Source organism: Mesorhizobium sp. LSJC280B00 (genome assembly GCF_000502835.1).
Lineage (GTDB): Bacteria > Pseudomonadota > Alphaproteobacteria > Rhizobiales > Rhizobiaceae > Mesorhizobium.
In genome coordinates this window covers 165170-187808 of sequence record NZ_AYVL01000014.1, presented here as the reverse complement: position 1 = coordinate 187808, position 22639 = coordinate 165170, and the positions used below count along the sequence as shown (strand labels likewise).

General features: G+C 61.2%; 20 protein-coding genes and 1 tRNA gene. 13 read left to right on the top strand and 8 right to left on the bottom strand.

Features of this window, described 5'->3' with window-relative positions; translation table 11 throughout:
• Window positions 1-13 precede the first annotated feature (13 nt).
• Complete coding sequence (locus X773_RS59250) at window positions 14-676, bottom strand: TetR/AcrR family transcriptional regulator (protein WP_023677792.1); 663 nt, start codon at window positions 674-676, stop codon at window positions 14-16.
• Window positions 677-826: 150 nt separating this feature from the next.
• Entirely contained in the window at window positions 827-1105 is a 279-nt protein-coding gene (locus X773_RS59245; protein WP_023677791.1) for an acylphosphatase, read from the bottom strand.
• 199 nt (window positions 1106-1304) lie between these two features.
• On the opposite strand from X773_RS59245, the gene X773_RS59240 reads away from it, so the two are divergent.
• Window positions 1305-1805: a MarR family transcriptional regulator gene (locus tag X773_RS59240; RefSeq protein WP_023677790.1), complete on the top strand. Its 501-nt coding sequence runs from the start codon at window positions 1305-1307 to the stop codon at window positions 1803-1805.
• Window positions 1806-1837: 32 nt separating this feature from the next.
• Here the strand turns inward: X773_RS59240 and X773_RS59235 are convergent, their stop codons facing one another.
• On the bottom strand, window positions 1838-2944 hold the full coding sequence (locus X773_RS59235) for a pyridoxal phosphate-dependent aminotransferase (RefSeq protein ID WP_023677789.1): 1107 nt from the start codon (window positions 2942-2944) through the stop codon (window positions 1838-1840).
• A gap of 121 nt (window positions 2945-3065) precedes the next feature.
• Between X773_RS59235 and X773_RS59230 the strand changes: the two genes are divergently transcribed.
• Together X773_RS59230 and X773_RS59225 are read left to right on the top strand one after the other, a co-directional pair.
• On the top strand, window positions 3066-4718 hold the full coding sequence (locus X773_RS59230) for a sulfotransferase (protein ID WP_023677788.1): 1653 nt from the start codon (window positions 3066-3068) through the stop codon (window positions 4716-4718).
• 80 nt (window positions 4719-4798) lie between these two features.
• Entirely contained in the window at window positions 4799-6451 is a 1653-nt protein-coding gene (locus X773_RS59225; protein ID WP_023677787.1) for a sulfotransferase, read from the top strand.
• Window positions 6452-6714: 263 nt separating this feature from the next.
• Here X773_RS59225 and X773_RS59220 read toward each other — a convergent pair whose 3' ends face one another.
• Window positions 6715-7938: a porin gene (locus tag X773_RS59220; protein WP_023677786.1), complete on the bottom strand. Its 1224-nt coding sequence runs from the start codon at window positions 7936-7938 to the stop codon at window positions 6715-6717.
• Between the two features lie 449 nt (window positions 7939-8387).
• On the opposite strand from X773_RS59220, the gene X773_RS59215 reads away from it, so the two are divergent.
• The 4 genes from X773_RS59215 (at window position 8388) to X773_RS59200 (ending at window position 11700) form a co-directional block, all read left to right on the top strand.
• Window positions 8388-8478: transfer RNA gene (locus tag X773_RS59215), tRNA-Ser, on the top strand.
• 262 nt (window positions 8479-8740) lie between these two features.
• The gene (locus X773_RS59210) at window positions 8741-8983 is read left to right on the top strand and encodes a GIY-YIG nuclease family protein (RefSeq protein ID WP_023677785.1); all 243 of its coding nucleotides are present in this window, start codon (window positions 8741-8743) and stop codon (window positions 8981-8983) included.
• A gap of 134 nt (window positions 8984-9117) precedes the next feature.
• Window positions 9118-10401 (top strand): porin, encoded by a 1284-nt coding sequence (locus X773_RS59205; protein ID WP_023677784.1) that lies wholly within the window; start codon window positions 9118-9120, stop codon window positions 10399-10401.
• 237 nt (window positions 10402-10638) lie between these two features.
• On the top strand, window positions 10639-11700 hold the full coding sequence (locus X773_RS59200) for a site-specific integrase (protein WP_023677783.1): 1062 nt from the start codon (window positions 10639-10641) through the stop codon (window positions 11698-11700).
• A 271-nt stretch (window positions 11701-11971) separates the two neighbouring features.
• Here the strand turns inward: X773_RS59200 and X773_RS59195 are convergent, their stop codons facing one another.
• Both X773_RS59195 and X773_RS59190 read right to left on the bottom strand, forming a co-directional pair.
• Window positions 11972-12859 carry an alpha/beta hydrolase gene (locus tag X773_RS59195; protein WP_023677782.1) on the bottom strand — a complete coding sequence of 296 codons (888 nt, stop codon included), beginning with the start codon at window positions 12857-12859 and terminating at the stop codon, window positions 11972-11974.
• 230 nt (window positions 12860-13089) lie between these two features.
• A complete protein-coding gene (locus X773_RS59190) occupies window positions 13090-15129 on the bottom strand; it encodes a lytic transglycosylase domain-containing protein (RefSeq protein ID WP_023677781.1) in 2040 nt (679 codons plus the stop codon).
• Between the two features lie 327 nt (window positions 15130-15456).
• Between X773_RS59190 and dapA the strand changes: the two genes are divergently transcribed.
• The 4 genes from dapA to X773_RS59170 all read left to right on the top strand — a co-directional run bounded on the left by dapA (window position 15457) and on the right by X773_RS59170 (window position 18306).
• A complete protein-coding gene (gene dapA, locus X773_RS59185; RefSeq protein ID WP_023677779.1) occupies window positions 15457-16338 on the top strand; it encodes a 4-hydroxy-tetrahydrodipicolinate synthase in 882 nt (293 codons plus the stop codon).
• Between the two features lie 25 nt (window positions 16339-16363).
• Window positions 16364-16843, top strand: a complete 480-nt coding sequence (gene smpB, locus X773_RS59180; RefSeq protein WP_023677778.1) for an SsrA-binding protein SmpB — start codon at window positions 16364-16366, stop codon at window positions 16841-16843.
• 106 nt (window positions 16844-16949) lie between these two features.
• Window positions 16950-17678 carry a GH25 family lysozyme gene (locus tag X773_RS59175; protein ID WP_023677777.1) on the top strand — a complete coding sequence of 243 codons (729 nt, stop codon included), beginning with the start codon at window positions 16950-16952 and terminating at the stop codon, window positions 17676-17678.
• A 106-nt stretch (window positions 17679-17784) separates the two neighbouring features.
• Window positions 17785-18306, top strand: coding sequence for a hypothetical protein (locus X773_RS59170; protein WP_031212018.1), 522 nt, complete (start codon window positions 17785-17787; stop codon window positions 18304-18306).
• 30 nt (window positions 18307-18336) lie between these two features.
• On the opposite strand, the gene X773_RS59165 is transcribed toward X773_RS59170, so the two are convergent.
• Together X773_RS59165 and X773_RS59160 are read right to left on the bottom strand one after the other, a co-directional pair.
• Complete coding sequence (locus tag X773_RS59165; RefSeq protein WP_245274739.1) at window positions 18337-19014, bottom strand: uracil-DNA glycosylase; 678 nt, start codon at window positions 19012-19014, stop codon at window positions 18337-18339.
• The gene (locus X773_RS59160; RefSeq protein ID WP_023677774.1) at window positions 19011-19592 is read right to left on the bottom strand and encodes an NYN domain-containing protein; all 582 of its coding nucleotides are present in this window, start codon (window positions 19590-19592) and stop codon (window positions 19011-19013) included. The genes X773_RS59165 and X773_RS59160 overlap by 4 nt, the downstream gene beginning before the upstream one ends.
• A 278-nt stretch (window positions 19593-19870) precedes the next feature.
• Here X773_RS59160 and rpoZ point away from each other — a divergent pair, with 278 nt between their 5' ends.
• Both rpoZ and X773_RS59150 read left to right on the top strand, forming a co-directional pair.
• Window positions 19871-20272, top strand: coding sequence for a DNA-directed RNA polymerase subunit omega (rpoZ, locus tag X773_RS59155; protein ID WP_023677773.1), 402 nt, complete (start codon window positions 19871-19873; stop codon window positions 20270-20272).
• A gap of 111 nt (window positions 20273-20383) precedes the next feature.
• Window positions 20384-22612: a bifunctional (p)ppGpp synthetase/guanosine-3',5'-bis(diphosphate) 3'-pyrophosphohydrolase gene (locus tag X773_RS59150; protein WP_023677772.1), complete on the top strand. Its 2229-nt coding sequence runs from the start codon at window positions 20384-20386 to the stop codon at window positions 22610-22612.
• Window positions 22613-22639: the final 27 nt, after the last annotated feature.

The window sequence follows — 22639 nt, the reverse complement described above, 5'->3', positions numbered from 1 at the left end:
ATCATGCGCGAAATCAAAGTGCTGCAGCGTCCGTTGCGCGCTCGAATGGACGCACGGCGCCGTGGCTCGTCGTCGCGCCATCGCTCTTTGCTCCAACAAGGCGCATTGTCATTGCTAGATATGTAGCGGTGACTTCGGCGATCGACAGCCGTTCGCCCGGCCGAAACCAGACGATGACGCCGGTCATCATCTGGATCAGCGCCATGGCGGTGAGCCCGGTGTCTTCGATGCTGAATAACCCCGCTTCGACGCCGTCGCGCAGGATGGCGCGCAGCTCCTTCTCGTAGGCCGTGCGCATGCGCAGGATCTGCGTGAGTTTTTCATGCGACAGGCTGCGCAGCTCCATGTTCGAGACATGGGTGGAGTGGCGGCGTTCGATATGGAAAGCGATATGGTTTTCGACATAAGCGGCAAGCCGCGCTGCCGGATCGGCGCCGACAGGGCGTGTTGCGCGCCACGCCTCGATCAAGCCTTCCATATGCTCACGCATCAGCATGAACAGAAGGTCCTGCTTGGTCGGGAAGTAGCGGTACAGCGCCGCTGCCTGGACGCCGACCTCGGCCGCCAGCTGGCGCATCGACATCGCCTCGTAGCCGAGACGCGCAATCAGGCTGACCGCCGCCTCGCGGACCGCAGCTTCGGTCTTCTCTCCGTCGGAACCGGTCGTACGCGCCATGACAAGCCGCCTTTTCGCGGATAATAAAACAAACGTTCAATTAATTCAAGGACCGAGGCATGTCCGGGCAGGGCAATGGCTTCAGATTTGCTCTATCTGCACCCTGGAGAATTTTGTGCGATGGAAGCGAATGAGCAGGACCATGCCTTGCTAGGCAACAATCCTGAAATCGGCCGACGTGTCGCGAGCCTCGATCTCTTCGACATCGACCTTTGAAACCGCTGCCCCTGGCGGCCCTTGCCAAAACCGTTCGATCATCGTCGAGACCGCCGCCCCGGTTCCTGCAATCAAGGCTGTCACCGAGCCGTCAACTTCGTTGCGCACCCACCCGGCAAGGCCAAGCGCCGACGCCTCGCGCCGCACCCAAACCCGGTAGCTGACGCCTTGCACCTTGCCGTATATGCGTACCTGCACCGTACGATCGGTCATCGCGCTCTCCATCCTTTGAGTCGAGTCTGGCGCATCGCCGCGAAAATTCAACCGCGCAACGTGCATCGAAGGTTTCTCTCCGGTCGCTATCCGCCAGATTTCGCACTGCGAGATGGGTGGCGCCTCCACCGATGATTGACTAAGTCAAATAATAGGCGATCATGGCCCTGACGGAGCGGTCCGTCCGAAGGAGGTCGACATGCCGGCCGATCGGAATGCCCTTGTCGCGGAGATACGTGGCTTCAATCGCTTCTACACGCGCCTGATCGGGCTGCTCGACCTGACCTTGACGCACAGCGCCTATACGCTGGGCGAGGCGCGGCTGCTGTTCGAATTGGGCGGCCGATCTCGCGCTGTCGCCAATAGCGGCGGTGAGGCAGGGTTTCTTGCACGGGCGTTCCACCTCGATCTCCGGCCGGCGGCCTCCGAAATCGCTGCCGAACTCCGGCTCGATCCGGCCTATGTCACACGCGTCCTGAGGAGGTTCGCCGCCGCTGGCCTGACCGAGACACGCTCTGACCCAGCCGATCGGCGCAGACGTATCCTGTCGCTGACCGCTCGCGGAAGTGCTGAGCTCGCCAGGCTTCAGGCTGCGGCGGATCGCGACCTCGCCCGGCTGACGGCCGGCCTCGCCGATGACGCGGCTGCCGAATTATCGGACGCCTTGAAGTGCGTCATGCGCCTGCTCGGGGAGAAATAGCGGGCAGCACTGGAATCCCGGCGTTGCGCTCTTCAGTTCCCCCGCGCTGCCGCCAGTGCGCCAGGCAGTTCCTCGGCAAAGATGTCGAGCTCGTGGTCGAGGCCGACACTGACCCGGATGCAGCGGTCGAGAACCGGCACCATCGGCTTGCGGATGAAGACGTCGCGTGACAACAGCGCCTGCAGCACTTTCAGTGCGAAAGCGCCGTCGCGGCCGCAGTCGATGGTGACGAAATTGGTCGCCGAAGCCAGCGGCTTCAGCCCGTTCGCTTCGGCTATTGCGGCGATACGCCGGCGGCCGGCGGCGACCCGCGCCACCACGCTATCCAGCCAGGCCTGATCGGCAAGCGCCTCGACACCGGCGATCTGCGCCATGCGGCTGACGCCATAGTGGTTGCGGATCTTCTCAAAGTCCCGAATCACCTGGGCCTCGGCCACCGCATAGCCGCAGCGTATGCCGGCCAGCCCATAGGCCTTGGAGAAGGTGCGCATGCGGATGACGTTCGGCCGCGCCACATCGATCGGCGGCAGCGCTGAGGCTGGCCCTAATTCGCCATAGGCTTCGTCGAGCACCAGCATTGTGGTCTCCGGCAAGGCTTCGATGAAGCGGCTGAGCTCGGCGGCTTCCCACCAGCTGCCCATCGGATTGTCCGGATTGGACAGGTAGACCAGTGGCGCCTTTTCCCTGGCCACTGCCGCCAGCAGGCCGTCGAGGTTTTCCCGATCGTTCTCGTAGGGCACTGCGACCAGCCGGCCGCCGACGCCGGCAACATGAAAGTTGAAGGTCGGATAGGCGCCGAGCGAGGTCACCACCGCATCGCCCGGCGCCACATACATGCGCGCAACCAGGCTGAGCAGCCCGTCTATGCCTTCGCCGACGACGACGTTTTCGGCGCCGACACCGAGATGCCGGGCCACGGCTACCTTCAAATCGTGATTGTCAGGGTCGCAGTACATCCACATGTCGCCGGCAATCTCGGCCATACGGGCAACGACGCGCGGCGAAGGGCCAAAGCTGCTCTCGTTGGCGCCGATACGGGCGCGAAAGGCGCGGCCGCGGTCGCGCTCCTGCGCCTCAGGGCCGACAAACGGCACTGTAGAAGGAAGCGCGGCGATAAGTGGCGTAAGGGGAGGGCGCATGGCAAAGGCTCGTTCGAAAAGGGGCCTTCTTGCTAGCCTGCTGGCTGGGCCTGCGCAAGTTCCAGGGCCAGCGGCAACGGTCAGGCTGGATTCTACCGGATCATTTTGCTAGCGAGACATGATGAGCAACCGACTGCCGCCCGCTTGGTCCAAGCACATAAAGTCCCGCCCGGCACCGAAAGTGCAGCCGCCGAAGGCGAAACCGCCGTCGCGCGCGCAGGCCGACGATGCGCTGCTGCGACAGGCGTATGGCTTGCAGCAGGCCAAGCGGTTGGCCGAGGCTGAGGAACTGTGCCGCCGCGTGCTGGAGCGCACGCCCAACCATCCCCTGGCTTTGTATATCATGGGCACGCTGTTCATCGGGCTCGACGATGAAACCGCGCTGCGATATTTGGCCCGAGCCGTCGGCGAGGAGCCTCAAAACCCCTTTTATCACCTTAGTCTGGGTGAAGTTTATCTAAAAGTCAGCGAATATTCGCCCGCAATCAGGCATATTCAGCAAGCATTGAAGTTGAAGCCCGATTTGCTGGAAGCGCTTTGCGCGTTGGGACGCGCTTACGTCGAATTCGACAAGGCTGACATGGCTGTCCCGGTTTACGAGAAAGCGCTCAAGATCAACCGCGATCATCCTCGCGTTCGGACAGGACTGGCCAGCGCACTCACCGGTCTCGGTCGCGTGGACGAAGCCGAAGTCTATCTGAAAGAAGCGATCGAACGTCGCATCGCGATGCCCGCTGCCTATAACGAGCTTGTGCATACGCGCAAATTCACCGAAGAGCCGGCCGAACTTAAGTCCATCCTGCGCGAACTGGGCTACCCAAAGCTTGACCCCGAAAGTGCGATGAGACTTCATCACGCAGCCGGCAAGGTGCTGAACGACCTTGGGCGCTACGACGACGCGATAGATCATTTCAAGAAAGGCAAGCAGGCCGCAGGCTATAAGTTTGATCTGGAAGCCTATCGCCGCTGGGTCGACTCTACGATCGAGCTCTTCAACCCGGACATGGTGGCTGCCAAGGCGGGTCATGGAAGCCCATCGGAAGTGCCCGTGTTTGTATTGGGAATGCCCCGGTCGGGGACCACCCTGACCGAGCAGATTTGCGCGAGCCACCCGGATGTTCACGGCGCAGGAGAACTTAAAAAGCTAAGGCGAGCCGCAAATGCTACCGGCCTCACCAGGCTTTCGGCACGGGCTTTGGGCCAATCGATAGTGCCGATCACCCCTGACCTGTCCAAAATCCTGGCCGAGGAGCACCTGTCCTACCTTCGTGAGCGTGCGCCGACCGCACGTCGCATAGTCGACAAGATGCCCCGGAATTTCGAATTGATAGGCCTCATAGGCCTCCTCTTTCCCAACGCGCGGATTATTCACTGTCGCCGCAACGCCATCGACAATTGCCTCTCGTGTTTTTTCCAGAATTTCTCCAAGGGACACAGCTACATCGCCGACCTGCAGACCCTCGGGCTGTACTACCGTGAATACGATCGCCTGATGCGACATTGGGACAAGGTTTTTCCGGGACGCATCTTCGAAAGTCGCTACGAGACGCTGGTTGCGGATCAGGAGGCACAATCGCGCCGTCTGATCGATTATCTTGGATTGCCCTGGGACGATGCCTGCCTGCGCTTCTTCGAGAAGGGCGGATCGGTCAACACGGCCAGTCGCTGGCAAGTCCGGCAGCCGATCTACAACTCGTCCATCAAGCACTGGAAAAATTATGAGAGCAAGATCCAGCCGCTGATCGACGCCTTGGGCGACCTAGCCGAACTTTGAACAAGGAGGGCGCCCGACAGGATAGGCCAGCCCTTCAGGCCAGGCTGGATTCTCCCGGACCATTTTGCTAGCGAGACATGATGAGCAACCGACTGCCGCCCGCTTGGTCCAAACACATAAAGTCCCGTTCGGCGCCGAACGTGCAGCCGCCGAAAGCGAAACCGCCGTCGCGCGCGCAGGCCGACGACATGCTGTTGCGACAGGCGCTCGAACTTCAGCAAGCCAAGCGGCTCCCGGAGGCGGAGGAATTATGCCGTCGCGTTCTCGCCCGCACGCCCAACCACCCGCTTTCGCTCTACATCCTCGGCACGTTGGGGCTCGGTATCGACGACGAGTTGGCTCTCAAATATTTTGCGCGGGCAGTAAGCCAGACGCCTCAGAATCCATATTTCCACCTTAGCCTGGGAGAGGCCGGTCTGAAGCTTGGCGACAGCTTGCTTGCGATCAGGCACCTGCAGCGCGCCTGCGAATTGAAACCCGATCTGGTGGAAGCGCTTTGCGGACTGGCGCGTGCCTACGTCAACTTCGACAAGGCCGAGATGGCTTTGCCCCTTTACGAGAAGGCGCTAAAGATCAACGGCGACCATCCCATGGTCCGGATTGGTCTGGCTGGTGCGCTCACCAGCCTCGGCCGCATGGACGAAGCCAGAGCCTATCTCGATCAGGCAATAGAACGTCGCGTCGATGTTGGGGCAGCCTACAATTACCTGGTCGACACGCAAAAGTTCACCGAAAAACCTGCCGAGCTCGACTCTATCCTGCGCGAACTCTCCAATCCCAGGCTCGAACCCGTTGCTGCATCGCAGCTCCACCACGCGGCAGGCAAAGTGCTGAACGATCTTCAGCGCTATGAAGAGGCGATAGATCACTTCAAGAGGGCGAAAAAGGCCGCTGGTCACGATTTCGACCTGGAGTACTACCGCCGAAGCGTCGATTCCATGATCGAGATATTCAGCCCGTCACTATTGGAAGCCAAGGCTGGCCACGGCAGTCCGTCTGAAGTGCCTGTGTTTGTGCTGGGCATGCCCCGGTCGGGGACGACGCTGACCGAGCAGATCTGCGCGAGCCATCCGGATGTCCATGGCGCCGGGGAGCTTACGAAGCTGCGGCGAATCGCGAACTCGATGGGCTTTAGAATACTGTCGGATGAGGACCTGCGCAGTTCGATTATGTCGATGACGAGGGATCAGTCGAGGGCGCTGGCCGAAGAATACCTGTCTTATCTGCGCCAGCACGCGCCTGCCGCGCCCCGCATCGTCGACAAGATGCCGCACAACTTCGAGTTTATCGGCGTGATTGGAATTCTCTTTCCCAACGCACGCATCATTCATTGCCGGCGCGATGCCATCGACAATTGCGTCTCCTGCTTCGTCTTGCATTTCACCAAGGACCACGGCTACAACGCCGACCTTGAGACGCTCGGGTTGTACTACCGCGAATATGATCGCTTGATGCGGCACTGGGACAAGGTCTTTCCCGGACGTATTTTCGAAAGCCGCTATGAGACGCTGGTTGCGGATCAGGAGACGCAATCGCGCCGTCTCATCGATCATCTCGGCTTGCCTTGGGACGATTCCTGCCTGCGCTTTTTCGAGAGGAGCGGATCGGTCAATACCCCCAGCCGCTGGCAGGTCCGGCAGCCGATCTATAGTTCGTCCGTCAAACGCTGGAAAAAGTATGAGAGCGCAATTCAGCCGCTGATTGACGCCTTGGGCGATCTGGCTGAAATTTGAACAAGTAGGATGCGCCCGATCGGCCGAGGTCGATCGTGACTTGCTGTCGAGATACATTGATCCGGTAGGCCAGCTCTTCAGATCGGCCCAAGTTTTTCTTTTGCACGAACAAGCGTGCGGAGCGAGCATTGCATTCGACCAGCCCTGCGATCGGCTGCTCAGCAGCAGCCTGCATTATGCATCGAGAGTTGACAGCTGCGTCGCGCCGATACGAAAAACCCGGCGGTTGCCCGCCGGGTTCAATCTCAATCTAGCTCGGACTGTTAGAATGAGCGCTGGAAGCGGAGCATCCCGCCGACGCTGTCCTTGTCGTCGGCATTGGTCCAGTTGCGATCGTAGGCTTTATCAAACTGGCCGTCGCGGGCCCAATCGACTTCGGCAGTGATCGTGAGACCGGGAACGATATCGTAGGCAATGTTCGCAGCGACGCCGTAGTTCTTGTCGTCGTCAGCCGAGGCCTGGAGATTGAACGAGGTCTTCTCGTTGATGGTGTAGGTGCCACCACCCCAGACTGCCCAGTTGCCGCCCCACTGCTTGTAGAAGTTGCGGNTCTCGTTGATGGTGTAGGTGCCACCACCCCAGACTGCCCAGTTGCCGCCCCACTGCTTGTAGAAGTTGCGGTCGATGTTGTCGTCAGAGCCGTAGCCGGCCATGATGAACAGTGTCAGGTTCTGTATCGGCGTAACGTCGACGCGAACCTTGCCGGCCCACTCTTCCCAGGTGCTGTCATAGGCGGCGACACCGGTGATCGAGCCCCAGCCCTGCGTGTATTTGATACCGCCGACGACATACGGGACATAGCTGTCGATGGAATCATTGCCGCTGTTGCTGTCTTGGAAAATGCCAGGATCCGTGGCGGCACTGCCCGACCCGGTTTCCAACGAAGCCACGGCCGAGAAGCCGTTTCCGGCATCGAAGTAATACTGAACGACGTTGGTGTCGAAGCCGCCGTAGGGGACCAGCGTATCCTGGATGACGTTGCCGGCGTAGCCGATGAAGGTATCGAAGGCCGATTCGTCCTTACCGACGCGCAAACCACCGAGCTGGACCCAGGCAAAGTTCAGCGAAACACTCGTACCGCCATTGAAGTTGTCATCAAGGTAATCGTTGTGGTTACCCCAGTTGAAGCGGGTCTCGGTGTAGGTCTTCAAGGTGCCGAGCTCGGTTTCCTGGCCGGTCCAGGTCTTCAGCGTGAAGCGGGCGTGTTTGTAGTAGGTATCCTGCGAGTCGCCGTCCTGCTGATCGGTAGTCTTTGCACCGTCAAACGAGCCGACGTCACCGATGCCGATGTCATAGCGGACGTAGCCGCCGATGCGCAGGCAGGTTTCGGTGCCGGGAATGTAGAAGTAGCCGGCGCCGTAGACGTCGCAGATCTTGACGTATTCAGCGGGTTCCGGCTCGGCGACGACGACGGCGTCGGCGGCGCGCGCACCGGAAACTGCGATCAGTGCCGCAGCGGAGCCGAGAAGAAGGCTCTTGATGTTCATTTTCTGACCTCCAGTCAAAAGTTAAAAAACGGGTCTGGGTATTCTTTGCTGAAGGACAGCGTTCCCTGCCCCATCCCCACTACCGAAAAAGATGCGCACCGCGCCGCTCCTTCAAACCCGACATTACCCATGAGACGGCGGCGTTCAACCACGATCGTACCGGCAAAAGGTTTGTGTTGGCGCTATACCCCGGCGTTGTTGCACAAATGACACGATTTGGCCTCACTCCGAAAGCTCCCGTTAACCAACAGCCCTTCGCAAGCCGCTGCAAACCGCGGATTCCGGCGATGGTCGGCCCGAAATGTGACCATGGCCCGAGTCGCGAGCAAGGGAATTGCCGCAGAATCGCCACATCGCTGGGCGGCGCTTTGGCGAAGGGTCGATTTTTCAAGGATAATAGCGCCAGCTTGTTGATTGTGCCGGCGCTTTTCTTTATCCACCGGCGCAACGGAGAGGTGGCCGAGTGGTCGAAGGCGCTCCCCTGCTAAGGGAGTAGAGGTCAAAAGCTTCTCGTGGGTTCGAATCCCATCCTCTCCGCCACCCTACGCCCTGCGGGCTTCGGGTGGCAGGCCATCCTGCTTCGCGCTGCGCGCTTCGCAGGACAAGTCCAGCGAATCCCTCTCCGCGCGAAGCAGGATGCCCTCCGAAGCCGTAGCGAAGGAGGGCCGCTAGCCCCGAAAACCCCCGCTGCCGCTTCGCAGGACAAGTCCAGCGAATCCCCTCTCCGCGCGAAGCGGGATGCCCTCCGAAGCCGTAGCGAAGGAGGATGCACTCCAATGCGTTGGCGAGGGAGGGCCGGTTCGTGTGGTATGTATATCTGCTGGAAAGCAAGACTGCGGAAGGCGAGCGCTATATCGGTGTGACCTCGGACCTGAAGCGACGGATCGCCGAGCATAACGCCGGAAAATCCAGCCATACCTCAAAATTCCTGCCATGGCGGATCGTGACCTGCATCGCCTTCTCGAACCAAGCCAAAGCGACATCATTCGAGCGTTATCTCAAATCCGGTTCCGGGCATGCTTTTGCCAGCAAACGCCTCTGGTGACCATCTGCCGCTCCTCACGTGATCGTGCAAAAATCAACGGTTTTCCCAAATAATAACGCAATCTCAGCTACTTACGACAGAAACACACGGCGCCAATTCCGCTCTTTCGTTCGATTCTGACTGGAGGTCAGAAAATGAACATCAAGAGCCTTCTTCTCGGCTCCGCTGCGGCACTGATCGCAGTTTCCGGTGCGCGCGCCGCCGACGCCGTCGTCGTCGCCGAGCCGGAACCCGCTGAATACGTCAAGATTTGCGACGTCTACGGCGCCGGCTACTACTACATCCCCGGCACCGAAATCTGCCTGCGCATCGGCGGTTATGTCCGCTACGACATCGGCGTCGGCCAGGCTGGCTCGTTCGACGGCGCGCGATACCTTGACAGCAAGGATCTTCTGGACGGCGAAATCAACGAAAATGACGGCTACTACAAGCAGGCCCGCTTCACGCTGAGGACCTACACCGGCCAGGAAACCGAGATGGGCACCTTGAAGACCTACACCGAGACCCGGTTCAACTGGGGAACCGGTTATCACGACCTCGGGCTGGGCGTCGACGGCTCTCAGTTCGGCAGCAGAGGCGTTTCGCTGAACTTCGCCTGGATCCAGCTTGGCGGTCTCCGCGTCGGTAAGGACGAAACAGCCTTCAACACGTTCACCGGCTACGCCGGCAACGTCATCCAGGATACGATCGTTCCGTATGGCGGCTTCGACACCAATGTCGTCCAGTATTATTTCGATGCAGGCAACGGCTTCTCAGCCGTGGCTTCATTGGAAACCGGTGAAGGTTTTTGGATTAACGACGACAATACTGCCTTCAATTTCGGTCACGACTCGGTCGATAGCTTTGTTCCGTATGTAGTTGGCGGTCTCAAATACACGCAGGGCTGGGGCTCAATCTCCGGTGTTGCTGCCTATGACAGCAGCCTGGAAGAATGGTCTGCCAAGGTTCGCCTCGACGTGACCCCGATGCAGAACCTGTCGCTGTTCCTGATGGCCGGCTACGGCTCTGACGACAACGCTCCGCGCAACTTCTACAAGCAGTGGGGCGGCAACTGGGCAGTCTGGGGTGGTGGCACCTACACCATCAACGAGAAGACCTCGTTCAANTACAAGCAGTGGGGCGGCAACTGGGCAGTCTGGGGTGGTGGCACCTACACCATCAACGAGAAGACCTCGTTCAACCTGCAGGCGTCGTATGACGAAGCCAAGGAAGCTGGCGTCGCGGCCAATATCGCCTACGACATCGTTCCCGGCTTCACGATCACGGCCGAAGTGGACTATGCTCACAATGACCATGATACGAAGAACTACGGCGGCCTCATCGGCGTTCTGGGCCCCTACGAATACAACTGGACCGGCATCCCGGGTAACAAGAAAGACGCCGTTGGCGGCTTCCTCCGCTTCCAGCGCTCGTTCTAAGGGCTGGACTTAAGGCAAGTGAAATCCAGCCCGGGCGCTTTAACGCCCGGGCTGTTTTGTTTTCGCGACTGGTCGCAAACAGAAGGAAAAGGGGGTTCGGTAGCTGAACAGGGTTGTGGAACGATGTCGTTGGGATCCGCCGCTGGTGGATGAAATCGGCCGCAACGCTTAAAACTCTTGAAAGGGCACCGCCAAGCAGGTAGGTCTAGGCCTATCCACTCGGGGGTGTGGCGAATAATGACGAACGATGCGATTCAAGAGGGAGGAACCTCTGATCATTTTTCGATGTTTTCTTCTCAAACTGCAAAGATAAAATACAGTTACAACAAGATACGAGAAGTAAAGTCGCACAGGATCGGAGAACTTTTTTCAGCATACCGGGACATACTTTGGGATGACGGGCGGCATAAATACAATGTCAGCTCCTTCATCGGCGAAATAGACGAGATCCTCCTTGGGGAGCGTTTCAGCGCCTTTGACCAAAGCACCCTCGACAATCTTATCGGCACCTTGCGCCAGCGCGGCAACAGCAACGCAACCATCAACCGGAAGATGGCTGCCCTCAGCAAACTGCTGCGCAAGGCTCACAAGATGGGAGATATCCACAGCCTGCCTGAGTTCCGCCGCCAGAAGGAGCGGGCGGGACGGATTCGTTTCCTCGAAAGGGACGAGGAGGCCCGGTTGTTCGCCGCCATCAAAAGCCGCAGCGAGGACGCTTATCGGCTTTCCGTCTTTCTCGTCGACACCGGCTGCCGCCTCGGCGAAGCGCTGGGTTTGATCTGGAACGATATCCAGGAGCATCGCGTCAGTTTCTGGATCACCAAGTCCGGCCGCAGCCGCACCATTCCGATGACCGAGCGGGTAAAAGAGGTGATCAAGCTGCCGGCCACCGAGGGCCGCCGGCCCAAAGGCCCGTTCACCAAGCTCAGCCAGGCGCAGTTTCGTGCCATCTGGAACGATGCCAAGGCCGAGGTCGGGCTTGGCGCCGACGATCAGGTCGTGCCGCATATATTGCGTCATACTTGTGCCTCGCGTCTCGTCCAGGGCGGCATCGACATCAGGCGTGTGCAGATGTGGCTCGGTCACCAGACGCTGTCGATGACCATGCGCTACGCCCATCTGGCCACCAACGACCTCGACGGCTGCGTCACCGTGCTGGAGACGCCGCGGTGCAGTGGCGCGGACAGTGGCGGCGCAAGCGCTTTGTCTGCTCATTCAGCGATGGATGAGCAGAAGAATAAGCCGGCTAAGAGCGAAAAGTCTCCGAAAACCGTGGTGAAAAGAGCAAAATCCCGGTAGTGTCGCCCATCTGGGTCGCGTACGGCTCTCCCTTCTCCCCTTGTGGGAGAAGGTGGCCGAGCGCAGCTCGGTCGGATGAGGGGTGTTCCAGGGAACGCCAACGCCTCATTTCTTCCAACACCCCTCAACCGTCTTGGCGCTACGCGCCAATCCACCTTCTCCCACAGGGGGAGAAGGGAAGAAACGTGGGCACCGACTTCGACAATCTGTCACCGCTAAATAGGGTCCGTGTAAAGCTTTCAAGGTGGTTATTTGATCTTGAGTTTTACTTCTAACCACCCCGCCGCTCCGCTCGATCGAAAAAACCAGCGATCCTGCCCGGCAGGATCCCGGACTCCAAAAACGGTGCATGCCCCTGGCCGTCGGCGGTGATCGTCTCGATATCGGTATGGCGCGTCCGCATCTGCTCGAGCGTTTCGGCGGACAGCAGCATCGAATTGGCGCCGCGTATGACGAGCATCGGGATGGCCACCAGCGCGTCGAACTGTGGCCAAAGATCGGGCAGCGGCCGGCTGGGATCGAGCCCCGCCAGCGTCTCGACCAGTTTCGGATCGAAATCGGGCAAGAACCCTTCCTCGGTCTCGCGGTAGAGGGCTGACGCCATCCGCTCCCAATCCGCATCGGTCAGCGCCGAAAAATCCCCGCTATGGGTGCTGCGCAGGCCGCAGACCACCTCCGCGTACGTCTTCGGCCTTGGCGCGAGGTCGAGATAGGAGCGGATACGGGCGAGACCTTGCGACTCGATCACCGGGCCGATGTCGTTGAAGACGATGGCCTTCAGCACGGCCGGCCGCATCGCCCCGAGCACATGGATGATCAGTCCGCCGCGCGACGTCCCAATGAAGGCTGCCTCCTCGATGCCAAGTGCTGCCAACCCGGCGAGAATATCGCCGGCTTCGATGCCGATATTGTAATGGCCGATATCGGCATCGTAGGCGGACTGCCCGCGCCCGCGATAATCGAAGGCGACAACCCTGCGCTTCGCCTGCGTCGACAGATAAAGCGCCAATTCGTGGAAATCACGGCAATTGCGGGTCAGGCCGGGCAGGCAAACGACCGGCCAATGGCCGGAATTCGCTTCGCCGTAGATGCGGGCGTGCAGGGACAGCCCGTCCGGCGCGGCGTAGAAGAAATCGGAGAAGCCTTCGTCGTTTGGCATGTACACTCGATTCCGTGCTGCTGTCAGATCGTTTGCGACTGCTACAGGCGAGGGCAGGGGCGGTCAAATCGGGGGCTCTTCCTTCTCTCCTTGTGGGAGAAGGTGGATCGGCGCGTTAGCGCCGAGACGGTTGGGGGGGTGGACGGAGCGCTGTCGGAACCAAGCTGGAGCACCCCTCATCCGACCGAGCTTCGCTCGGCCACCTTCTCCCACAGGGGGAGAAGGAAAGGCTAACCCCGGCCGTTCACCAGATCCCCGACAATGTCGTATTTGCCGGAGATACGCATCTTGTAGACCTCGTAGTTCTCCATCACGCGCTGGACGTAACTTCTTGTTTCCGTATAGGGAATCCGCTCGATCCAGTCGACGATGGCATCGATGTCCTTGCCGCGCGGATCGCCGTATTTCGCCACCCACTGGGCGGCGCGGGTGGGGCCGGCATTGTAGCCGGCGAAGGTCAGCACGTAGGAGCCGTCGAAACGGCCGAGCTGCTCGCCCAGAAAGGCGGCGCCCAGCGTTGCATTGTAGCCGGCATCGGTGGTCAGCCGCGCCTGCGAGAAAGTCATGCCGGCCTTCTTCGCCAATTGCTTGGCCGTGCCTGGCATCAGCTGCAGCAGTCCGCGCGCGCCGGCGCTGGAGACGGCGCCGATGTTGAACTCGCTTTCCTGCCGGGCAATCGCATAGGCCAGCGCCTTGCCCGAGCCGGAGACGTTGGCGGTGTCGGGAATGACGCCGAGCGGATGCGACAGCGCGCCTACGTCGATGCCGCGGGCGCCGGCGATCTTGCCGACCTTCAGCGCCATGAAATGGTTGCCTTGTCTTTCCGCCAACACCGCAAGCAGCGCCAGTTCGCCGGGGCTGTTCAGCTGCCCGGCAAGGTCGCGGTAGAGGGTTTCGGCATAGCGGTCATAGCCTGCCTGCTGCAGCCGCTCGATGGCGCTGACCGCCTCGCGGGTGGCAAAATTCCGGCGGTCGGCGGCACTTGGCTGGGGGTAGACGATATTGAGGGTCTTCCGGCCGACACGCTCGCCGGCGAGCTGGCCGTAAAAGGTCGTGCCGTAGCTGGCGGCACGGCTGAAAAAATCCTTGGCATTGCCGGGCCCGCCGACTTCGGCGGCACGGCCGAGCCAGTAATAGGCGCGCGACAGCGACATCGGCCCTTGGGCGAGCTCCGCGATTTGCGCAAAATGCTTGGCGGCGGTGCTCGGGTCGTTGAGGCCGCGCAACGCGTACCAGCCTGCATGGAATTCCGCCTCGGCGGCATTGGCGGGACTTTCGGCGGCATGCGCGGCGACTATTCTGTAGGCGGTCTTCATGTCGCCCTGGTCGACCAGCTCGCGCGACAGCACCCGGCGTTCGACCCACCAGGCGTCCGCATCGACCAGAGCGTCACGATCGCCCGGCGCCTTCATCACCAGCGCGGCCGCGTCGGAAAATTTCTGTTGCTTGCGCAGATATTCGGCTTCGGCAAAGAGATAGCCGGCCGCCCGCTGCGCTGCCGGCACCGCCTTCAGCAGCTTGGCCGCGTTCTTGTCGCCCTTGCTGACCGCCGCCCAGGCGTCGGCCAATTGCTGGGCGCCGGCGAGACCGGCGACGCGCAGCGCCGAAGCGACCCGGTCGGCATAAAACATGCGCTCCATGCGGAAGCGATGGTCGGCGGCCGGGATCAGCGCGCCGAACTCGCGGATGACCGCCGCCTCGTCCCCGGCTTCGAGCTTTTCGGTGCGCCAGAATGGCGACAGCACCGAGCGCGCCGCCTTGGTATTGCCTAGCGCTACATAGGAGCGCGCAAGGATCACCACGCCCTCGAAGGTCAGCGGCTGGCTGCCGTCGAACGCCCGCACCACGACCTGTGGCGCGGGGTTCTCGCGATAGAGCGCGCGCTCGCTGTTCTTGCGCAAGGCGATCGTGCCCGGCCAGTTCGGCAGCATCTTCGCGGCATCGGCGATGTCACCGCTCGGCACCTGGTCGCCGCCATAGAGCGCAATCGCCCAGGCAAGGATGTGCCGATCGAGCGATTTGGCCGGCAGCGCTTCACGCACCTGGCGCGCGCGCTGAATGTCGTTTGCCGCCAGCGCATCGAGACCGCTCTTCAGCACCGCGACGCTGGCGGATGGCGAAGGGGACTGCTGCAGTGCATCGTTCTGCGGCTCCGTCATCGGGATCGCCGACGTGACCTGCCCATCGACGCTGCCGCCGATCGCCGCGCCGGGGACCAGCACAACGATCGCGCCGAGAAGCGCGAAAAGATGGGGCCGCCTGGTCGGCATGGATTTGGTCATTTCCTATTCTTCGATGCTATCACTGGCACAGATGAACTGCAGCCTATTCGTCTGTGATGAAGGGCCCGTAAAGAAAACCTTATCGAGGTCGTTCGAATTGCAATTGCTGGCGCAATGCTTGCCGCGCAACAATGTCGAGACTATGGTGCGCCGCTTCGCTTTCGGCTAGAAGGCGCGCACGACAAACACCTACAGCGCCGCGCGTCTTCTCAGACGCGCAAAGGACGATGTAGCAATTTAAATTTGGCGCATAACCCTTTCCGAAATCGACTGCGATTTTCGGGGTCATGCGCTAGTCCCAAGGAGTTGGACGACATGCTAAGAGGCTCGCTGACCGCGCTCGTCACACCGTTCGAAAAGAGCGGCCGTTTCGACGAGAAAGCCTTTCGCGCGTTCATCGCCTGGCAGATCGCCGAAGGCACGACGGGCGTGGTCCCGGTCGGCACCACCGGCGAGTCGCCGACGCTGTCGCATGACGAGCACCGCCAAGTCGTCAAGGTTTGCATCGAGGTCGCCAAGGGCCGGGTTCCGGTCGTCGCCGGCGCCGGCTCCAACAACACCGAAGAGGCGGTCGGCCTAGTCCAGTATGCCGAGAAGGCGGGCGCCGACGCGGCCCTTGTCGTCACGCCCTATTACAACAGACCGACACAGCGCGGCCTCTATGCGCATTTCGCCGCCGTCGCCAAGGCAACCGGCCTGCCGATCATCATCTACAACATTCCGCCGCGCTCGGTGGTCGACATGAGCCCCGAGACGATGGGCCAGTTGGTGCATGACTTCAAGAACATCGTCGGCGTCAAGGATGCCACCGGCAAGGTCGAGCGGGTTTCGGAGCAGCGCGCCACCTGTGGCAAGGATTTCATCCAGCTCTCCGGCGAAGACGCCTCGGCGCTCGGCTTCAACGCGCATGGCGGCGTCGGCTGTATTTCGGTGACGGCAAATGTCGCACCCAGGCTTTGCGCTGAATTCCAGGAGGCAACGCTTTCCGGTGACTGCGCCAAGGCGCTCGACCTGCAGGACCGTCTGTTGCCGCTGCACAAGGCGATTTTCATGGAGCCCGGCGTTTCCGGCGCGAAATATGCGCTGTCGAAACTGGGCAAGGTCGAGAACGTGCTGCGCTCGCCGCTAATGACGATCGAGCCGTCGACCGCCGAGAAGATCGACGCGGCGATGAAGCACGCCGGCTTGATAAACTAGGGATGAGGCGCCACCTCTCCGCATCATGAATCACGTCAGAAAAGCCGATCCCAACAACAAGACCGTTGCGGAAAACCGCAAGGCGCGGTTTTCCTATGAGGTGCTCGACACGATCGAGGCCGGCCTGGTGCTGACCGGTACGGAAGTGAAATCGCTGCGCCAGGGCCAGGCCAACATCCAGGACAGCTACGCCTCGGTCGAGGGCGGCGAGATCTGGCTGATCAACTCCTATTTGCCGGAGTATCTGCAGGCCAACCGCTTCAACCATGAGCCGCGCCGCCGCCGCAAACTGCTGCTCAACAAGCGCGAGATGGCCAAGCTGGCGCAAAGCGTCGACCGCGAAGGCATGACGCTGGTGCCGCTGAAGATCTACTTCAACGACCAAGGCCGTGCCAAGCTGCTGCTCGCCGTTGGCCGCGGCAAGAAGCTGCACGACAAGCGCGAGACCGAAAAGCAGCGCGACTGGTCGCGCGAGAAGGGCCGGCTGCTGAAGGAGCGAGGGTGAGGAGCGATCCGCGAAGCGGACGAAAAGCCAGCGATTTGGCTTTTCGAGCGACCAACGCCCGGAGCCATAGCGGCGGGCAGGGCGGACCAAAACGGATAGGTCTCGTTTGAAAAACCGGATCGTCTTATGGGGCGCGGCCGGTCTGCTCGTGGCGGGCCTCGTTCTGGCCGGCGGCTATACCTACTTCCAGACGTTTTCTCCGGACCGCGGCAAATATCCGGTCAGGGGCATCGACGTCTCCCATCATCAGCTGCAGATCGACTGGCGGCGTGTTGCCGCCGACGATGTCGCCTTCGCCGTGATCAAGGCGACGGAAGGCGGCGATCATGTCGACGATGCCTTCGCCGCCAATTTGCGCGCGGCCCGCGCCGCCGGTCTTGCCGTCGGTGCCTATCATTTCTTCACCTTCTGCAGGCCGGGTGCCGATCAGGCACGCAACTTCATCTCGGCGGTGCCGCGCGATCAGCCTTTGCTGCCGCCGGTGGTAGACATCGAGTTCGGCGGCAATTGCCCGCAGCGGCCAACCCCCGAACAGCTGAACGCCGAGCTTTCCGCCTTCCTCAGCCCGGTCGAGGCGGCGTTCGGCAAGACGGCGATCCTCTATGTGACCGACGAGGCGGCACAAGCCTATGCCGGGCAGCTAGCCGGCCGCCCGCGCTGGCTGCGTTCGCTGGCGCTGCGGCCGGGCCATGACGACTGGATCTACTGGCAGTACCACAACCGGGGCCGCGTCGACGGCATCAGCGGCGACGTCGACCTGAATGTTCTCCAGGGCGGACCTGCGACGCTGGCCGCATTGTTTGCCGCAGCGCCTGAAGCGACAGCGTCGGATTGATGCTATTCCTGTCCACCAAAACACCCTCGATGGCACGAAGACAGAGCGACGAAGCGTTCCCTTGTGGCTATTCAGATCGCAGGCGGCGCCGTGCTAAGTACATTTGATGCCGGAGCGCCCTTCATCAACCAATGACAGCAACGCCCCGCCTGCTGCGACGGACGGCGGCGACCCCCGCCTGGCATTTGTCTATGCGGAGGCGGTGCGTGGCCTCCAGCACCAGCAGGGCGTGGTTGAAAGTCTCAATACGCGCGCCGGCAATCTGATCTTCGCAACCGCGTTCGCGAGTTCTCTCCTCGGAGGCAGGGCGCTCCTGGATGGCGTGGGGCCTTGGGACTGGCTGGCGCTGACATTGCTTTTTCTTATCGGGCTGCTGGTCGCGATTATGGTGTGGCCGTATTATAACTATACGTTCCGTTTCGATCCAGAGAAGCTGCTCCAGGACTTCGTTGATCAGCACCCTCCCGCAACCCTGGACGGGATGCACCGAGCGCTTGCGCTGCGCATCAAATCCGACATGGCCAGCAATTGGCGGATCATCCAACGCCTGCGCGTCGCGCTGCAGCTTGCACTGTTTCTGTGGTCGCTGGATCTCCTGGCCTGGTTGTTCGCGATCGCCCGAATCTAGGGCTCGTGCCCTGGCGGGCGTCGTCCGATTCTATGTCTTCAGAAAAGCTTCTATCTGACTGAAGACGTTGACGAACATCGCTTCCGTCAACACGCCGGTATTGGTGTTGTAGCGCGAGCAATGATAGCTGGAAAACAGCGTGATGCCATTGGCCTGCTGCTGCCCACCATGCCGGAACGGATAGGCGGCAACGCGCTGGCCGAGCGCCCGCACGGTCGACTGGTGCGCGATCGAGCCAAGCGCCAGCACAGCGCGCAGATTTGGAAATCGCGCGATCGTCGGCACCAGGAACGTCCGGCAGGTCGCTATCTCGGCGCCAACCGGCTTGTTGTCCGGCGGCACGCAGCGCACCGCATTGGTAATCGCCGTACCGACAAGCTCCAGCCCGTCATCCGGTCGCGCTTTGAATTCGCCGCGCGCAAAGCCGTGCGCGATCAGCGTGTTGTAGAGCAGGTCGCCGGCAAAATCGCCGGTGAAGGGGCGCCCCGTCCGGTTCGCCCCGCGCAGTCCAGGCGCCAGCCCGACGATCAGCAGACGCACTGCATCCTCGCCTTCCGGCGGCAAAAAGGTCGGCACCGGCGCGTTGAACCAGGACGGCTCGCGCCGTCGCCACTCGGCGATGAAGTCGTGCAACCGCGGGCAGAGCGGGCAATCGCGATCGGGTTCGGGGGAGACGACCAGGGGCGCGGTCAAGGCAACGACCGTCAATAGTCTTCCTCGTCGACTTCGGCCGGTTCGGGCCGGCGCACCGGCCGCTCCGACGGATCGCGGCCGACTTCATTCTTAAGCGTCATCAAGTCGATGAAATGGTCGGCCTGGCGGCGCAGATCGTCGGAGATCATCGGCGGCTGCGAAGCCATGGTCGAGACGATCGACACCTTGCGCCCGCGCCGCTGCAGCGCCTCGACCAGCGTGCGGAAATCGCCGTCGCCCGAAAAGATGACATAATGGTCGACGACATCGGCAAGCTCGAGCGCATCGACGGTCAGCTCGATATCCATATTGCCCTTAATCTTGCGCCGGCCGGTCGAGTCGGTGAATTCCTTGGCCGGTTTGGTCACCACCTTGAAGCCGTTATAGTCGAGCCAGTCGATCAGCGGCCGTATCGAGGAGTATTCCTGATCCTCGACCAGCGCGGTGTAGTAATAAGCGCGCAGCAGATAGCCGCGTTTCTGGAAGCTCGCCAGAAGTTTGCGGTAATCGATGTCAAAGCCCAGCGCGCGCGAGGTGGCGTAGAGATTGGCACCGTCGATAAAGAGAGCGATTTTTTCACGAGGATCGAACATGGAAAATGTCCTTTTTCGAAATAAGCGGTCGTCTAAATGCGTGGCGACTATCGGCCGGTCTGATAATAGACCTGTTGGCCTTCATCGTTCGAGATAACGCCAGTTTTACGGCAATCCAAGGCACCATGCCGCACCGCAAGCAATTGTGATCGGCGCTGTGTCGTCGCAGGCGGCCCGCGTCAGAGCTGCGCACCGCCATAAAAGCTTGTATTTTGGCAGCGTTCAGGTTATGGACCGCGCCTGTTTTCCATCAAATCCAGGCATGAAAGGGGCAACTCATGGCCCGCGTAACCGTTGAAGATTGCATCGACAAGGTCGACAACCGCTTCGAGCTGGTGCTCTTGGCCGGCCACCGCGCCCGTCAGATCAGCCAGGGCGCGCAGATCACCGTACCGCGCGACAACGACAAGAACCCGGTCGTTGCGCTCCGCGAAATCGCCGAAGAGACGCTGTCGCCGGACGACCTCAAGGAAGATCTCATCCATTCGCTGCAGAAGCATGTCGAGGTCGATGAGCCGGAAGCCGATGGCGAGGCGATTGCCGACCAGACCGGCAGCGCCGTTGCAGCCACCGATGCCGACGACGCCGAGGACAACGTCACCTTCGATCGCATGACCGAAGAAGACCTGTTGGCCGGCATCGAAGGCCTGGTGCCGCCGGAAAAAAGCGACGATTATTGATCTTAGCGACAACTGCCGACACTTTCGCGTCGGCAGTTTCGTGGCTATCTATGACATGCGCCGTACGCCAGTGCGGCGCATGATTCATTTCAGCATTGCGAGATCCCGGCCATGATGCGTCAGTATGAGCTTGTCGAGCGCGTGCAGCGCTACAAGCCTGACGTCAACGAGGCGCTGCTCAACAAGGCCTATGTTTACGCCATGCAGAAGCATGGCCACCAGAAACGCGCCTCCGGCGACCCGTATTTCTCGCATCCGCTCGAAGTCGCCGCCATCCTCACCGAAATGCACATGGACGAGGCGACGATCGCCGTTGCCTTGCTGCACGACACGATCGAGGACACCACGGCGACCAGGGCCGAGATCGACGAATTGTTCGGCCCGGAAATGGGCAAGCTGGTCGAGGGCCTGACCAAGCTGAAGAAGCTCGACCTCGTCTCGAAGAAGGCCGAGCAGGCGGAGAACCTGCGCAAGCTGTTGCTGGCGATCTCGGAAGACGTGCGCGTGCTTCTGGTCAAGCTCGCCGACCGCCTGCACAATATGCGCACGCTCGACCATGTGCCGGAAGCCAAGCGCCTGCGCATCGCCGAAGAGACGATGGACATCTACGCGCCGCTGGCCGGCCGCATGGGTATGCAAGGCATGCGCGAGGAGCTGGAGGAGATTGCCTTCCGCTTCATCAATCCGGAAGCCTACCGCGCCGTCACCGCACGGCTGGCCGAAATCTTCGAGCGCAACAAGGGCGTGCTGTCGGAGATCGAGAAGGCGCTCTCCACGCTGTTCGACAAATATTCGATCAAGGCCGAGGTCAAGAGCCGGCAGAAGAAGCCGTGGTCGGTATTCCGCAAGATGGAGGCCAAGGCGCTGTCGTTCGAGCAGCTGTCCGACATTTTCGGCTTCCGCGTCGTTGTCGAGACGGTCGAGGACTGTTACCGCGCGCTCGGCGCCATCCACACCACCTGGTCGATGGTGCCCGGCCGCTTCAAGGATTACATCTCGACGCCGAAGCAGAACGACTACCGCTCGATCCACACTACCATCGTCGGCCCGTCGCGCCAGCGCGTCGAATTGCAGATCCGCACCTATCAAATGAACAAGATCGCCGAATACGGCGTCGCGGCTCATTCGATCTATAAGGATACCGGTGGCAAGATGAATGGTGCCGCCCATGCGATCTCGAAGGAAACCAATGCCTATGCCTGGCTGCGGCGCACCATCGAGCAGCTTGCCGAAGGCGACAATCCCGAGGACTTCCTCGAAAACACCAAGCTGGAACTGTTTCAGGACCAGGTATTCTGCTTCACGCCGAAGGGCATGCTGATCGCGCTGCCGCGCGGCGCCACGCCGATCGACTTTGCCTATGCCGTCCACACCGACGTCGGCGACACTTGCGTCGGCGCCAAGGTCAATGGCCGCATCATGCCGCTGATGACGGAGCTGAAGAACGGCGACGAGGTCGAGATCATCCGCTCGAAGGCGCAGGTCCCGCCGGCGGCGTGGGAATCGGTGGTCGTTACCGGCAAGGCACGCTCGGCCATCCGCCGCGCCACCAAGAACGCCATTCGCAAGCAATATTCAGGTCTCGGTATCCGCATTCTGGAGCGCGCCTTCGAACGCTCCGGCAAGACCTTCACCAAGGAAAGCCTGAAGCCGGTGCTGCACCGGCTGGCGCGCAAGGACATCGAGGATGTGCTGGCCGCGGTCGGCCGAGGCGAACTTGCCTCCACCGATGTCATGAAGGCGGTGTTTCCCGACTACAAGGACGAGCGTGTCACGCTGGTCGCGCCCAAGCAGCGCGAGGAGGGCTGGTCGAAGATCCGCAACGCCGCCGGCATGCTGTTCCAGATTCCGGGCCGCGCCGCACGCAAGGACAAGAACCAGCCGCGCGACGACGCGGTGCCGATCCGCGGTGTGCGCGGCGATCTGCCGGTGCGCTTCGCGCCGGAAGGGGCAGTGCCAGGCGATCGCATCGTCGGCATCGTGCAGCCGGGAACCGGTATCACCATCTATCCGATCCAGTCGCCGGCGCTGCAGGCCTTTGACGACCAGCCCGAGCGCTGGATCGACGTGCGCTGGGATATTGACGAGCGCACCAAGGAGCGGTTCCCGGCGCGCGTCTCGGTCACCGCCATCAACGCGCCGGGTTCGCTGGCCGACATTGCACAGGTCGTCGCATCCAACGACGCCAATATCCACACTCTGTCGATGGTGCGCACCGCGCCCGATTTCACCGAAATGCTGATCGATCTTGAAGTGTGGGACCTCAAGCACTTGAACCGGCTGCTGTCGCAGCTAAAGGACAATTCGAGCGTCAGCGATGCAAGGCGCGTGAATGGGTGAATAGTGAACAGTGAACAGTGAATAGTG

Bases quoted from the DNA above. Each gene is read 5' to 3' on its own strand.
- X773_RS59250 (WP_023677792.1), bottom strand. From the start codon at position 676: ATGGCGCGTACGACCGGTTCCGACGGAGAGAAGACCGAAGCTGCGGTC.
- X773_RS59245 (WP_023677791.1), bottom strand. From the start codon at position 1,105: ATGACCGATCGTACGGTGCAGGTACGCATATACGGCAAGGTGCAAGGC.
- X773_RS59240 (WP_023677790.1), top strand. From the start codon at position 1,305: ATGCCGGCCGATCGGAATGCCCTTGTCGCGGAGATACGTGGCTTCAAT.
- X773_RS59235 (WP_023677789.1), bottom strand. From the start codon at position 2,944: ATGCGCCCTCCCCTTACGCCACTTATCGCCGCGCTTCCTTCTACAGTG.
- X773_RS59230 (WP_023677788.1), top strand. From the start codon at position 3,066: ATGAGCAACCGACTGCCGCCCGCTTGGTCCAAGCACATAAAGTCCCGC.
- X773_RS59225 (WP_023677787.1), top strand. From the start codon at position 4,799: ATGAGCAACCGACTGCCGCCCGCTTGGTCCAAACACATAAAGTCCCGT.
- X773_RS59200 (WP_023677783.1), top strand. From the start codon at position 10,639: ATGACGAACGATGCGATTCAAGAGGGAGGAACCTCTGATCATTTTTCG.
- X773_RS59195 (WP_023677782.1), bottom strand. From the start codon at position 12,859: ATGCCAAACGACGAAGGCTTCTCCGATTTCTTCTACGCCGCGCCGGAC.
- X773_RS59190 (WP_023677781.1), bottom strand. From the start codon at position 15,129: ATGCCGACCAGGCGGCCCCATCTTTTCGCGCTTCTCGGCGCGATCGTT.
- dapA (WP_023677779.1), top strand. From the start codon at position 15,457: ATGCTAAGAGGCTCGCTGACCGCGCTCGTCACACCGTTCGAAAAGAGC.
- smpB (WP_023677778.1), top strand. From the start codon at position 16,364: ATGAATCACGTCAGAAAAGCCGATCCCAACAACAAGACCGTTGCGGAA.
- X773_RS59170 (WP_031212018.1), top strand. From the start codon at position 17,785: ATGCCGGAGCGCCCTTCATCAACCAATGACAGCAACGCCCCGCCTGCT.
- X773_RS59160 (WP_023677774.1), bottom strand. From the start codon at position 19,592: ATGTTCGATCCTCGTGAAAAAATCGCTCTCTTTATCGACGGTGCCAAT.
- rpoZ (WP_023677773.1), top strand. From the start codon at position 19,871: ATGGCCCGCGTAACCGTTGAAGATTGCATCGACAAGGTCGACAACCGC.
- X773_RS59150 (WP_023677772.1), top strand. From the start codon at position 20,384: ATGATGCGTCAGTATGAGCTTGTCGAGCGCGTGCAGCGCTACAAGCCT.